The organism is Buchnera aphidicola (Periphyllus acericola), from assembly GCF_964019855.1.
Classification (GTDB): Bacteria; Pseudomonadota; Gammaproteobacteria; order Enterobacterales; family Enterobacteriaceae; genus Buchnera_J; species Buchnera_J aphidicola_BC.
In genome coordinates this window covers 37,665-52,081 of sequence record NZ_OZ026466.1, presented here as the reverse complement: position 1 = coordinate 52,081, position 14,417 = coordinate 37,665, and the positions used below count along the sequence as shown (strand labels likewise).

Here is a 14,417-nt window from a genome sequence, read left to right as displayed (position 1 = left end):
TAAAAAATAAATTTTTTTATAAAAACTATAATTTATAGTACGAAAAAGTATAATGTAATACTTTTAAATACTATAAACATATTATAAATAATAAAAAAATGTTTTTAATAAAATTTAATATTAAGAGAAATAAATGAAAAAACCTATTATTGTTGCAAATTGGAAATTAAATGGAAATAAAAATTTTGTACAAGAATTTATAAAATATTGTAATTTACATTTAAATAAAAATTTTAAAAAAAGTACAATTATAATTTCTCCTCCAATAATATATATTAAATATATAAAGAAATTTCTTAAAAATAAAAAAATATATTTTTCATCTCAAAATGTAGATTATCATGATCAAGGAGCTTTTACTGGAGAAATTTCTGCAAATATGTTATCTGAAATTGGAGTTAAATATTCAATATTAGGTCATTCTGAAAGAAGAAAAAATCATTTTGAAAGTAACAAAATAATAGCAAAAAAATTTTATTCTTTAAAAAAAAATAATTTAGTTCCAATACTTTGTATTGGAGAAACAAATAAAGAAAAAAAATTAAATTTAACTGAAAAAATTTTAAAAAAACAAGTTGATTCAATATTTTTAAAATGTGGAAAATTAGCTTTTCATAAAACTATTGTTGCATATGAACCAATATGGGCAATCGGAAGTGGAAAAAGTGCTTCTCCATATTTAATTAATAAAATTCTTAAAATGATAAAAAAATATATCATAAAAAATAGTTCAAATAATATTAAAGTATATATGCAATATGGAGGTTCCGTTTCTTATAAAAATTTTGAAGAAATAATTCGTTTAAAATATGTTGATGGAGTATTAATTGGATCAGATTCTTTAAATTTTAAGAATTTTTGTAAAATAATTAATATTTCAGATTTTATAAATAAATAATATATTAAATTGTTTTTTTTTTTTTATTTCTTAAAAAGAATTAATTTAAATTATTAACTATTTCAATCAATTTTTTTTGAAATTTTTTTTTCATAAATTTTATAGAATAATTTATATTATGATGAATAATTTTATTATCTTGAATACCAATACATTTTCCAAATTTTTTTTGTAATAAAAGTTCAATTGAATAAAATCCCATTCTAGAAGCAAGAATTCTATCAAACGCAACTGGAGCTCCACCTCTTTGGATATGTCCAAGAATTGTAGCTCTAGTTTCTCTTTTTGTATGAAATTCAATACTTTTTGCTAATTTTTTAACATCACATATTTTCTCTGTAATAGCAATTACAGCATTTTTTTTTCCTGTTTTAATATCTTGTTTAATTTTTTTTATTAATTTATTTTTATCATATTTCATTTCTGGAGTAATTACATATTCACAACCACCTGCAATAGCTGAAAAAATAGTTAAATCTCCACAATATCTTCCCATAATTTCAACAATGGATATTCTTTTATGAGAACAAGAAGTATCTCTTAATCGATCAATTGCTTGAACAACAGTTTCTAAAGCAGTATGATAACCAATAGTAAAATCTGTACCAGAAACATCATTATCAATTGTTCCAGGAATTCCAATGCAAGGAAAATTCATTTTATTTAATTTATTTGCTCCTGCATATGTTCCATTACCACCAATTACTATTAATGCATCTATTTTTCTATTTTTCATATTTTGAATTGCTATTTTTCTTTCATTTTTTTTTAAAAAATTTAAATAACGAGCAGTACCTAAAAAAGTTCCTCCTCTATTTATAATATTAGAAACTATATTTTTATTTAATTTAATCATTTTATTTTTGCATAATCCTAAATAACCATCTAATACACCTAATATTTTTATTTTTTTATTACAAGATGTTTGAACTATGCTTCGAATAGCAGCATTCATTCCTGGAGAATCTCCTCCACTAGTTAGAACTGCTATTTTCTTAATCATATCTTTATTCCTTTACTGTAAATTTATTTATAAAAAATACTGTTATTAATTTTTTTCATATTATTAAAATTAATTAAAAAATCTTATTATTAAAATTATATAAAATAATATTTTATTGGATTACAATATTTATCAAATTTATATATTATTGGTTTTCCAGTTGGTATATTTAAATCTGGAACATCTTTTTCATCTATTTTATCTAAATATTTTATTAAAGCTCTTAAAGAATTACCATGAGCTACAATAATTATTTTTTTATTTTTTTTAATTTGAGGAACAATAATATCATTCCAATAAGGAAGTACTCTTTTTAATGTTAAATCTAAACTTTCGCTTAATGGAACATCTGTTTTTTTCATGTCAGAATATCTATTATCATATCCTGAAAATTTATCATTTAATGATTTCATTTTAGGTGGAATTACACTAAAACTTCTTCTCCAATCAATTACATTTTTTTTTCCATAAAACGGAATAACTTCATCTTTATTTAAACCTTGTAACGCGCCATAATGTCTTTCGTTTAATCTCCATGTTTTATATACTGGTATCCATGATTGATTAATTTTTTTTAATATTTTCCAAAGAGTAAAAATTGCTCTTTTTAAAACAGAAGTGTAAGCTATATCAAAATTTATATTATATTTTTTTAGAATTTCACCAGCTTCTCGAGCTTCTTTTATTCCATTTTTAGTTAAATTAACATCGTTCCATCCTGTAAAATTATTTAATTCGTTCCATTCACTTTCTCCATGTCTTAAAAAAACTACTTTAAAAGTCATATTTTTAATTCCTCTTTTATTTAATAATTGCTGTTTATTTTTACGAATACTAATATAATTCTTTTTAAATTCTATTGCAAAAATTATATTTATTTTAAATTTATATATAAAAAAAAAAAAAAAAAAAAAAAAATAAAAAATTTTTAATTTATTATAAAATTTTTTTAAAAATTAAATATCTAAAGATATATTAATAAAATTTTCAAGTGTATTTTTAATTTTCATTAAAAATCCTACTGAATCTTTTCCGTCAATTAATCTATGATCGTAAGATAAAGAAATATACATCATAGGAGCAATTATAATATCTTTATTTTTATGTACTATAGGTCGTTTTTTAATTGTATGTATTCCTAATATTGCTGTTTGAGGATAATTTATAATTGGAGTAGATAATAAAGATCCAAAAACTCCTCCATTAGTAATTGTGAAAGTTCCACCATTTAAATCATCTAATGTCAGTTTTCCATTTTTACCTTGTATAGAATAAAAATTTATTTTTTTTTCAATATCTGACATACTCATTTTATCAGCACTAAATAAAACTGGTGCAACTAAACCTCTATCAGTAGAAATAGCAATATTAATATTTAAACTATCATAAAAAATTATCTTATTTCTATAAATAGAAGTATTAATTTGAGGAAAATTTTTTAATGCTAAAATAACAGATTTAACAAAAAATGACATCAATCCAAGTTTTATATTATGTTTATTTCTAAATTTTTCTCCAAATTTTTTTCTTATTTTTATTATAGAACTCATATTTACTTCATTAAAAGTTGTTAACATTGCTGTTTTATTTTTAGATTTAACAAGTTTTTGAGAAATAATTTGACGAAAAGATGACATTTCTATAATTTTTTTTATTTTTAATTTTTTATTTACTGAAAAATTTTTATTGAAATTAGTATCATTGTTTTCTGATTTTTTTTCTATTATTTTTTCTTTTAATGATATTTTTTTTATAAATTTTTCATCTTTTTTATGAGATAATTTTATTTTTCTTCGAAGAGAAGGAGACAAATTTTCTTTTTTTATAGAAATTTTTTGAGAATATTTTTTTTTTTTTTTTATATAACATAATAAATCTTTATTTTTTACTAATTTTCCAACATCTTTATTAATAAAAATTAATTTACCTGAAGTAGATGCAGGGACTTCTATAATTATTTTATCAGTTTCTAAATCGACTAATAAATCATCTCTTATAATATAATCTCCAATTTTTTTATGCCATTTAACAATTTTTGCATGATGAACAGATTCAGGAAGTTCAGGTACTAAAATTTTTATTTTTTCGCTCATTTTATAATTATCTCTTAATCGTATCTATATTTTAAATGCTTTTGTAATAATCTTTGACTGATCATGTCTATGAATATAAATACTTCCAGTAGCAGATGAAGAAGATTCTTTTCTTCCAATATATTTTATTGATATGTTATTTTTTAAAATTTTTTTAAAACAATTTTTTATATAAATCCATGCACCTTGATTAGATGGTTCTTCTTGACACCAATATATTTTTTTTACTTTTAAATATTTAGATAAAATATTCAATATTTTATTACTTGGAAAAGGATATAATTGTTCGATTCTAATTAATAATATGTCTTTAATTTGTTTATTTTTTTTTTTCTCTAATAATTCATAATATATTTTTCCTAAACAAAAAATAATTTTTTTAATTATTTTATTTTTTAAAAAATTACTTTTATAAAGTACTTTTTTAAATTTTCCTTTATAAATTTCATTAAAATAAGAACCTGACATTGGATTTCTTAAAAGTGATTTTGGAGAAAAAATAATTAATGGGCATTTCATTTTTTTAAATACATGCTGACATAATAAATGAAAAATTTGAGAAGAAGTAGTTGGAATACATAAACGTATATTTTCTTTAGAACATAACTGCAAATATCTTTCTATCCTTGCAGAAGAATGCTCGGGACCTTGACCTTCATGACCATGCGGTAAAAACATTACTATTCCAGAATTTTGATTCCATTTTTCTTTTCCAGAACTAATAAATTGATCTATTACAACTTGAGCAACATTTGAAAAATCTCCAAATTGTGCTTCCCAAATAATTAATGTATTTTTATTTTTTAAACTATATCCATATTCAAAAGCTAAAACAGCTTCTTCTGATAAAGCAGAATTCCATATATAAAAATTTCCATTTTTAATTTTTTTTAAAGGAGAATAAATTTTTTCATTTTTTTGATCATAAATAACAGCATGACGATGAAAAAATGTTCCTCGAATAACATCTTCTCCTGAAATTCTACAAGATATTCCATTTTTTAATAAATATGCATAAGCTAAAGTTTCAGCAGCTCCCCAATCTAATTTTTTTTTTAAAAAAATCATATCTTTTCTATCTAAATAAATTTTTTTTACTAATGGATGAATATTAAAATTTTTAGGTAATTTATTTATAAATTTCCCTAATTTTTGAAATTTTTTTTTTGAATATTTTTTAAAATAAAAATTTTTATTTGTATTTAAACGCATAAAATCTTTATTTATTTTAGATTTAAATTTTAAAGTATCATATTTTAAAAATATTATACTTTCTGAATCTAACATTTTTTTATAACTTAATGTTATTTTATTTAAAATTTTTAATGTAATTATTTTTTTTTTTATTAATTTATTTGAATAAATTTCTTTTACAGTAGGATGTTGTTTTATAATTTTATACATTAATGGTTGAGTTACAGTTGGATCATCTGATTCATTATGTCCATTACGTCTATATCCTATTAAATCAATAAATACATCTTTTTTAAATTTTTTTCGATAATTAATAGCCATTTGAATAGAAAAAATACATGCTTCTGGATCGTCTGAATTTACATGAAAAATTGGTGATTCAAGTATTTTAGCAATATCAGTAGAATAATAACTTGATCTCATATTATTTATTTCTGAAGTAGTAAATCCTATTTGATTATTAATTATTATATGTAAAGATCCGCCTACATTATATCCAGGAGTTTGAGATAAATTTAAAGTTTCTTGAATTACTCCTTGAGAAATAAAAGACGCATCTCCATGTATCATAATAGAAAGAACTTTATTACTATCAAAATTTTTTAAAGAATCAATTCGAGCTCTTGAAATTCCCATAATAACTGGATTTATAATTTCAAGATGAGAAGGATTATATGATAAATTTAAATTTCCTTCTCCATATTTTGTTTTTATTTGTGTATTAAATCCAAGATGATATTTAACGTCTCCATTATTAATAGATTTTATATTTTTTCCATCAAATTCTTCAAATAATTTTTTTGAAGACTTTCCTAACACATTTATTAATACATTTAATCTACCTCGATGAGCCATTCCGATATAAAAATATGAAACATTTTTTTTAATTGAAAAAGAAAGAATTTCATATAGCATAGGAATTAAAGAATCATTTCCTTCTAAAGAAAATCTTTTATAACCTGGATATTTTGAATTAATATATTTTTCAAATGTTTCAGAATAAATAATTGCTCTTAAAATATCTATCTTTTTCTTAAAATTAATTTTTTTTTCATTCCATTTATTTTCAATATAATTCGTTATCCATTTTTTTTCTTTTTTAGAACTAATATGATTATATTCAAAACCAATTGTATGACAATATTTTTTTTTTAACCATTGAATAAAAAAATCTATATTTAAAAATTTTTTATTTTTTTGTTTTTTTAAAATAATTTTTTTGTATAAATCTTTATCTAAAAATTTAAAAAATTTATAGTTTAATAAATTAACATCATATTTAATATTTTTTTTATATAAAGGATTTAAGTTAGAATATTTATGTCCATTATTTCTAAAAAAATTTAATATTTTAAGTATTTTTTCTTTTTTTAAATTAAAATTTTTTTTTTTTAAATTCAATTTATCATAAATAATATTTTTATTTTTTGTCAAATTTAAAATTTTTTTAGAATTGTTTTTATTTTTATAAAAAAAATTTTTATCAAAATTTTTAAATTTTTCTATCCAAAATTCACTTACAGAATTTTTATTATTTAAATATTTTAAATATATATTTTCAATATATTTTTGATTTATTGAATTCATCCACGATTCATCTAAAATATTATTAAAATCTTTAAATTTCATTTTTTACTCTTTAAATTTTTTCATTTTTAAGATTATATAATTTAATGTGTAATTTTTATTTATTTTTTGAAAAAAATAAAATAAAAAAAAACAATAAAAATTTTTAAATAGGATTATGTATGTTAAAAAAATTAATTTTTAATTCTTTATATTTTGAACTTAACCATTTTCCTAATAATTGTATACCTCCAATTTCTGTAGCATGATGACCAGCAGAAAAAAAATGTATACCTGATTCACGAGCATAATGAGTAGTTTCTTCAGAAGCTTCTCCAGTAATAAAACAATCAATATTATTTTTTATTACTTGATGAATAAATTTTTGACCTTTTCCACTACACCAAGCCACACTAAATATTTTTTTATTTTTATTATTTGCAATATAAATTGGTTTCCTTTTAAAAATGGAATATATTTTTTGATATAATTCTATTCCACTTAATAAAATTTTAAAATGACCTTTCCATAAATAAGGATTTAATGTTCCTTCTTTTTTTATATTTAAAACTTTTTTTATATAAAAATTATTACTTAATTTATTATGAGCATCTAAAGGTAAATGCCAACTATAAAGATTGATATTATTTAATAAAATTGTTTTTAAACGTTTTCTATAAAATCCATAAATATTTTTTGAATCGTGATCCCAAAAATATCCATGATGAACAATAATAGAATCAAAATTATTTTTTATAGCTTGATCTAATAAAGATTGACAAGCTGTAACTCCAATAGCTATTTTATTAACTTCAGAACATCCTTCTATTTGAAGTCCGTTATAAGTAGAATCTAAAAATTTTGATGAATTTAATTTTTTATTTATTATTTTTTCTAAAAATGTATTCTTCATATTTTTTTTTATTTATTTTTTTTATTTTTTTAATAAATTTTATTTTTGTTTGGAAATAATCAACAATAGGTTTAGGATATTTTGTATTAGGTTCATTTTTTTTTAACCATAAATATGGTTTATGTATATTTTTTATTGGAACATTTTTTAATTCTTTAACATATTTTTTTATAAAAATTCCGTTAAAATCAAACTTTTTTGATTGTATATATGGATTAAACATACGTATATAAGAAACTGAATCTATTTTAATAGATGAAATCCATTTCCAATTTCCATTATTTATAGAAATATCAGAATCAATTAAATATAACATAAAATATCGTTCTCCAATTCTCCAATCAATTAATAAATTTTTAACTAAAAAACTAGAAGTAATCATACGTATTCTATTATTCATCCATCCAGTTTTTTTTAATTGCCTCATTCCAGCATCTATAATAGGAAATCCTGTTAAACCTTTTTTCCAAGACTTAAAATAAAACATATTTTTTTTATATTTCATTTTTTTTTTAAACAATTTAAAAGAAAAATTTTCTGATAAATTTGGATATGAAACGATTAAATTTTTAAAAAAATCTCTCCATAATAATTTTTCTAATAAAATAAATGAACTTTTATAATTATTTTTTCTATATTTCAAAATATAATAAAAAAATCTTCTAATTGAAATTACTCCTAAATTTAAATATACTGAACATTCACTAGTATTATTTAAATATAAGAAATCTTTGTTTTTAAAATATGAAACAATTTTTTTTTTAAAAAAATAAATTATTTTTTCTTTAATTAATTTATCTTTAAATGGAAATCTCTTTTCGTTAAAAAATTTATTTTTATAATTAAATTTTATTTTTTTATTATTTAAGATAATATTATTTTTAATTCTTATTTTTGGTTTTGAAAAACAAACAATTTTATTTTTTTTTAAATATTTTAATGATTTTTTTTTAAAAAAATAAAAAGTTTTATATGTATGACCAGAATTATTTTTAATAATATTTGGAGAAATTAAACAGTTATCATGAAAATTTAAAACTTTAATGTTATTTTTTATTAATTTTTTACTTAAAATTAAATCTCTATTTAATTGATTTAATTCATATTGAATATTATAAAAAAAATATTTTATACTATATTTTTTACAAATTGATAAAATATATTTTATAGATTCATTAAAACTATTTAATTTTTTATATAAAAATTTTATGTTTAAAGTATAAAACTTTTTTTTTAAATATAATAATCTTTTTTTAATAAAATTTTTTTGATAATGAGAAATAGAAAAATATTTCTGATCTTTATATATATAAATAAATAATATGATAATATTATTTTTTTTATATTTACAAGCATGATAAAGAGCTTTATTATCATCAATTCTTAAATCATTTCTCATCCAAACTATAGAAGTCATATATAAAATTAACCTTATTTTAATATGCTTAAAAAAAAATTTTTTATCTTTAATTTTAAAAATTTTTATAACAAAAATTTTTTAATAATTTAATATTAAACTTTAAAATTTTTCAATGAGGATATCAAAAAAAATGAATAAAATAGGAATTTTTTTTGGAACTGATACAGGAAATACAGAAAAAATATCTAAAATGATAAAAAAAAAAATAGGAATAAAATCTGTTATGTATGATATATCTTCGTCTTCTGAAAAAGATTTTTTAAAATATAATTTTTTAATTTTAGGAGTACCAACATGGTATTATGGAGAAATTCAAGCAGATTGGGATGATTTTCTTCCAATTTTTAAAAAAATAAATTTTAGAAATAAAAAAATAGCAATATTTGGATGTGGAGATCAAGAAGATTACGGAGAATATTTTTGTGATGCTATGAGAATTATATATGATATTGTAGTATCTAAAGGTGCAAAAATAATAGGAAAATGGCCATCTAAAAATTATGTTTTCGATTCATCAAAGGCATTATTAAATAAAAATAATTTTTTAGGATTAGTTATTGATGAAGATAGACAACCAGAACTAACAAAAAAAAGAGTAAAAAAATGGATAAAAATTATTTTAAAAAAAATTAAAGAATGAAATGAATATAAAATAATTAAATTAGGTATATATAGAAAATACTATATACCTAGATTTAATATAAATTAAAATATTTTAAAAAAAATTAATCATTTAAAGAAACTAATTCAACTAAATCCAATACTTTACTAGAATATCCTGTTTCGTTATCATACCAAGATATTAATTTTACAAAATTTTTATTTAAAGACAACCCAGCTTTAGAATCAAAAATAGAAGTTAATTCAGAGCCATTAAAATCAGTAGAAACAACATTATCATTAGTATATCCTAATATTCCTTTCATTGAATTTTTTGAATAATTTTTTATTATTGAACAAATATTTTCATAATTTGAAGATTTTTTATATCTACATGTTAAATCAACAACAGAAACATTTGGTGTAGGAACTCTAAATGCTATTCCTGTAAGTTTTTTATTTAATTCAGGTAATACTTGACAAACAGCAGAAGCTGCACCTGTAGAAGAAGGTATAATATTTTGTAAAGCACCTCTTCCTCCTCTCCAATCTTTTAAAGATACTCCATCAACAGTTTTTTGAGTTGATGTAGTAGCATGAACTGTAGTCATTAATCCTTCTATGATAGTAAATTCAGTATTTATTATTTTTGCCAGGGGAGCTAAACAATTTGTAGTACATGAAGCATTTGAAACTATTTTTTCTCCCTTATAAGAACAAAAATTAACACCTTTTACAAACATTGGAATATTATCTTTTGAAGGACCTGTAATAACTACTTTTTTGGCCCCAGCTGAAATATGTTTCATGGTAGTTTCTTTCGTTAAAAAAAGTCCAGTAGATTCAATTACTACATCAACAGAAAATTTGTTCCATTTTAAATTTTCTAAATTTCTTTCAGAAGTAATGTGAATAATCTTATCTTTAATTTTTATAAAATTTTTTCCAAATTTTATATTTTTTTTAAACTTTCCATGAGTAGAATCATATTTTAACATATATGCTATATAATCTGAACTCAGTAAATCATTTATTGCTACTATCTCAATATTTTTTCTAGATTGAGCAAGTCTAAAAACCATTCTTCCGATTCTTCCAAAACCATTAATTCCTACTTTAATAGTCATATTTTTCTCACAATAATAATAAAAGATTAGATTCTTTAAAATAATAAATTTAAAAAAAATATTAATTTTAAAATTATAAATTTAAAAAATTTTATTTTAAATTAAAATAAATTTTTTAAATTTAATTATAGTAAAAAAAATAAAAAATAATTTTTATTTTTAAAAATTATATTATAATATATTTTTTATAAATTAATTTTAACATAAATTTTATATATATATATATAAAATATTAAAATTTTAATTAATTATAAAGACATTTGTCAATCAAATAAGAATTTATATTTTAAATTTTTATAATATATATTTAAGAAAAAATTTTTTATATATTATGATCAATAATTATTATATAAATATATTTTAAAAAAAAATAGATAAATTCAGTTTAACTTTTGTTTGTTCTCAATTTTATGAAAAAAACTTATATAAAATTATTTAATGAAGATTTACTTAATATAAATATTAATCAATATGTAATCCATATTCAATATGGAATAGGGATATATAAAGGATTAATCACAATAAAAACAGAAGGAATAAAATGTGAATACTTAATAATTTTATATGCAGATAATGATAAATTATATGTTCCAATATCTTCATTAAATTTAATAAGTAAATATAATAAAATAGAAAATAAAAATGTTCGTTTAAATAAATTAGGTAACAAAAATTGGAAAAAAGAAATTAAAAAGATTTCAAAAAAAATATTTAATACAGCAAAAACATTATTTAAAATATATTCAAATCGCATTTCTAAAAAAGGATTTGCATTTAAACAATATTCAAAAAAATATTTAAAATTTTGTAAAAATTTTCCTTTTAAAACTACACCAGATCAATCTAAAGTAATAAATTCTGTTTTAAATGACATGTTTTCTTCAAAACCAATGGATCGTTTAGTCTGTGGAGATGTAGGTTTTGGAAAAACAGAAGTAGCTATGAGAGCAGCTTTTATAGCTAGTTGTAATAAAAAACAAGTAGCTATTTTAGTTCCTACTACATTATTAGCACAACAACATTATAATAATTTTACTCAAAGATTTTCTAAATATTCTATTTCAATAAATATGTTATCTAGATTTAATACACTAACAGAACAAAAAAAAATTTTAAAAAAAATAAAAAATGGAAATTTAAATATTATTATAGGAACACATAAAATATTGTTAAAAAATTTAAAATGGAATAATTTAGGTTTATTAATTATAGATGAAGAACATAGATTTGGAGTTCATCATAAAGAATCTATAAAAAAAATATTTTATAATATTGATATATTAACATTAACAGCTACTCCAATTCCACGAACACTAAATATGTCAATTTTAGGAATGAGAGATTTATCCATTATAAACACTCCTCCTGATAAAAAATTATTAGTCAAAACTTTCGTTCGAAATAAAAAAAATAAAATTATTAGACAAGCAATTTTAAAAGAAATAAAAAGAGGAGGACAAGTTTATTACGTTTATAATAAAGTCCAAAAAATTAAAAATAAATTAAAATATTTAAATAAATTAGTTCCAGAAGGAAAATTTCAAATTGGACATGGACAAATGAACAAAAATAAACTTAAAAAAGTAATAAAGAATTTTTATCAAAATAAATTTAATATATTATTATGTACAACTATTATAGAAACAGGATTAGATATTCCTTTAGCAAATACAATTATTATTGAACATGCAGATCATTTTGGTTTATCTCAATTACATCAATTAAGAGGTAGAGTTGGAAGATCTCATTATCAAGCATATGCTTGGTTATTAGTTTCAGACATAAAAAAAATTACAAAAAATTCTAAAAAAAGATTAAAATCTATATCTTCTATTCAAGATTTTAAAGCAGGATTTTCTTTAGCAACAAATGATTTAAAAATTAGAGGTGTAGGAGAAATTTTAGGAGAAAAACAAAGTGGTCATATAAAAAACATAGGTTTACCATTATATGTTAAACTATTAAAAAATGCTATTAAAAATATTAAACATTCTAAAAAAATATCAACAAAAAATTTATTAAATCAAAACATAGAAATTGAATTAAATCTACCTCATTTATTTCCAGAAAATTATATATCTGATATAAAATCTAGATTATATTTATATATAAAAATTGCTTCTTTAAATAGTATTTTAAAACTAAAAAAAATTAAAAAAAAAATTGAAAATTTATATGGAAAACTTCCAAAATTAGCAAAAAATTTAATTTCTATTACAGAAATTAAAATATTATCTAAAAAAATAAAAATAAAGAAAATAGAATTAAATAAATCAGGTGGAATTATAAAATTTTTTTATCCAAATAATATAAATATTATATGGTTAACAAAATTTTTAAAAAAAAAATATAAAACATGGAAAATAAAAGATAAAAATACATTAATTTTTAAAAAATCATTTTCAAAAAATAAAAATAAAATAAGATGGATAAAAAAATTTTTATTAAAATTAAAAAAAAAACAATAATAAAAACATCTAAAATTTATTAATTTTAAAAAAACTAAATAAATCATATTAAAAAATAAATTTTTTTCAAAAATAAAAATAACTAAAATGAAAAAATACATTATCTATATTTCAATACCCAAAAAACATATAATTGAAGTATTTAAATTTAAAACACCAAATTTTATAAAAAAAATACAAGAAATTTATACAAACGGAGAAGTTCAACCTTTAAAAATAATAAAAAAAAAAAATATTTTATATGCTGGAGTTAGAAAACCTTCAAGAATTATAACATATAAAATTAAAAAAAATGGAATTTTAAAAAAAATTACAGAAATAAAAACAATAGGAAATCCTAATCATTTTTCTATTGATAAAAAAAAAAAATATTTATTTAATAGTTCATATGGAGGTAATTCAATAAGTTGTCATCTTTTAAATAAACATAGTATTCCAAGTAAAGTATTTAAAACAAAAAGTAATATATCAGGTTGCCATTGCTCTGTTATAGATGAAAAAAACAAAATTTTATTTTTTACTTCTCTTTTATCAGATAAAATTTTTATCTATAGTATTAAAAATATAAAAAAATTGTTCAATAAAAAAATTAAGAAAATTCAATGTTCTAATAAATGCGGTCCTCGTCATGTTACAATTGATCGAAAAAAAAAATATTTATATGTAATTAATGAATTAAAAAATAGTATTTCAGTATGGAAAATTCAAGATATTTTAAATAAGAAAAAAATAAAAAAAATCCAAACAAAAAAAATTATAAAAAAAAAATTAAATAAAAAATGGGCAGCAGACATTCATTTTTCTCGATGTGGTAATTTTTTATATGCATCAGAAAGAATTAATAATTCTATATCTTTATTTAAAGTAAAAAAAAAAACAGGAAAAATAAAATTAATTAAAGTTTATAAAACAGAAAAACAACCAAGAAGTTTTAAAATAGATAAAAAAGGAAGATATTTAATGGTTTGTGGTGAAAAATCAAATTCTGTAACTATTTATTTTATAAATAAAAGAAATGGATTTTTAAAAAAAATAAAAAAATTTTCAACTATAAAAGAACCTTTATGGATTGAAATATTAAAATTAATATAAATATTTTAAAATAATTTTATTTTTTTTTTTTATATAACAAATT

Annotated in this window: 11 protein-coding genes; 4 read left to right on the top strand and 7 right to left on the bottom strand. The window is 18.8% G+C overall.

Features of this window, described 5'->3' with window-relative positions; all coding sequences use genetic code 11:
- Positions 1 to 133 precede the first annotated feature (133 nt).
- The gene (tpiA, locus tag AACK90_RS00215; RefSeq protein ID WP_339043330.1) at positions 134 to 898 is read left to right on the top strand and encodes a triose-phosphate isomerase; all 765 of its coding nucleotides are present in this window, start codon (positions 134 to 136) and stop codon (positions 896 to 898) included.
- Between the two features lie 40 nt (positions 899 to 938).
- On the opposite strand, the gene pfkA is transcribed toward tpiA, so the two are convergent.
- From pfkA to AACK90_RS00185, 6 genes are all read right to left on the bottom strand, one after another.
- Complete coding sequence (pfkA, locus tag AACK90_RS00210) at positions 939 to 1,901, bottom strand: 6-phosphofructokinase (protein WP_339043327.1); 963 nt, start codon at positions 1,899 to 1,901, stop codon at positions 939 to 941.
- Between the two features lie 95 nt (positions 1,902 to 1,996).
- A complete protein-coding gene (gene gpmA, locus AACK90_RS00205) occupies positions 1,997 to 2,686 on the bottom strand; it encodes a 2,3-diphosphoglycerate-dependent phosphoglycerate mutase (protein WP_339043325.1) in 690 nt (229 codons plus the stop codon).
- 171 nt (positions 2,687 to 2,857) lie between these two features.
- On the bottom strand, positions 2,858 to 3,994 hold the full coding sequence (gene sucB, locus AACK90_RS00200) for a dihydrolipoyllysine-residue succinyltransferase (RefSeq protein WP_339043323.1): 1,137 nt from the start codon (positions 3,992 to 3,994) through the stop codon (positions 2,858 to 2,860).
- 24 nt (positions 3,995 to 4,018) lie between these two features.
- The gene (locus tag AACK90_RS00195; protein WP_339043322.1) at positions 4,019 to 6,817 is read right to left on the bottom strand and encodes a 2-oxoglutarate dehydrogenase E1 component; all 2,799 of its coding nucleotides are present in this window, start codon (positions 6,815 to 6,817) and stop codon (positions 4,019 to 4,021) included.
- A gap of 103 nt (positions 6,818 to 6,920) precedes the next feature.
- Positions 6,921 to 7,667, bottom strand: a complete 747-nt coding sequence (locus AACK90_RS00190; protein WP_339043320.1) for a Nif3-like dinuclear metal center hexameric protein — start codon at positions 7,665 to 7,667, stop codon at positions 6,921 to 6,923.
- Positions 7,633 to 9,084 (bottom strand): deoxyribodipyrimidine photo-lyase, encoded by a 1,452-nt coding sequence (locus tag AACK90_RS00185; protein WP_339043318.1) that lies wholly within the window; start codon positions 9,082 to 9,084, stop codon positions 7,633 to 7,635. The genes AACK90_RS00190 and AACK90_RS00185 overlap by 35 nt, the downstream gene beginning before the upstream one ends.
- 133 nt (positions 9,085 to 9,217) lie before the next feature.
- Between AACK90_RS00185 and fldA the strand changes: the two genes are divergently transcribed.
- Entirely contained in the window at positions 9,218 to 9,727 is a 510-nt protein-coding gene (gene fldA, locus AACK90_RS00180) for a flavodoxin FldA (RefSeq protein ID WP_339043316.1), read from the top strand.
- 85 nt (positions 9,728 to 9,812) lie between these two features.
- On the opposite strand, the gene gap is transcribed toward fldA, so the two are convergent.
- Complete coding sequence (gap, locus tag AACK90_RS00175; protein WP_339043314.1) at positions 9,813 to 10,814, bottom strand: type I glyceraldehyde-3-phosphate dehydrogenase; 1,002 nt, start codon at positions 10,812 to 10,814, stop codon at positions 9,813 to 9,815.
- Positions 10,815 to 11,224: 410 nt separating this feature from the next.
- Between gap and mfd the strand changes: the two genes are divergently transcribed.
- On the top strand, positions 11,225 to 13,282 hold the full coding sequence (gene mfd / locus AACK90_RS00170; RefSeq protein ID WP_339043312.1) for a transcription-repair coupling factor: 2,058 nt from the start codon (positions 11,225 to 11,227) through the stop codon (positions 13,280 to 13,282).
- Between the two features lie 87 nt (positions 13,283 to 13,369).
- The gene (locus AACK90_RS00165; protein ID WP_339043310.1) at positions 13,370 to 14,374 is read left to right on the top strand and encodes a beta-propeller fold lactonase family protein; all 1,005 of its coding nucleotides are present in this window, start codon (positions 13,370 to 13,372) and stop codon (positions 14,372 to 14,374) included.
- Positions 14,375 to 14,417: the final 43 nt, after the last annotated feature.

Coding starts and splice junctions, on each gene's coding strand:
- tpiA (WP_339043330.1), top strand. CDS start 134: ATGAAAAAACCTATTATTGTTGCAAATTGGAAATTAAATGGAAATAAA.
- pfkA (WP_339043327.1), bottom strand. CDS start 1,901: ATGATTAAGAAAATAGCAGTTCTAACTAGTGGAGGAGATTCTCCAGGA.
- gpmA (WP_339043325.1), bottom strand. CDS start 2,686: ATGACTTTTAAAGTAGTTTTTTTAAGACATGGAGAAAGTGAATGGAAC.
- sucB (WP_339043323.1), bottom strand. CDS start 3,994: ATGAGCGAAAAAATAAAAATTTTAGTACCTGAACTTCCTGAATCTGTT.
- AACK90_RS00195 (WP_339043322.1), bottom strand. CDS start 6,817: ATGAAATTTAAAGATTTTAATAATATTTTAGATGAATCGTGGATGAAT.
- AACK90_RS00190 (WP_339043320.1), bottom strand. CDS start 7,667: ATGAAGAATACATTTTTAGAAAAAATAATAAATAAAAAATTAAATTCA.
- AACK90_RS00185 (WP_339043318.1), bottom strand. CDS start 9,084: ATGACTTCTATAGTTTGGATGAGAAATGATTTAAGAATTGATGATAAT.
- fldA (WP_339043316.1), top strand. CDS start 9,218: ATGAATAAAATAGGAATTTTTTTTGGAACTGATACAGGAAATACAGAA.
- gap (WP_339043314.1), bottom strand. CDS start 10,814: ATGACTATTAAAGTAGGAATTAATGGTTTTGGAAGAATCGGAAGAATG.
- mfd (WP_339043312.1), top strand. CDS start 11,225: ATGAAAAAAACTTATATAAAATTATTTAATGAAGATTTACTTAATATA.
- AACK90_RS00165 (WP_339043310.1), top strand. CDS start 13,370: ATGAAAAAATACATTATCTATATTTCAATACCCAAAAAACATATAATT.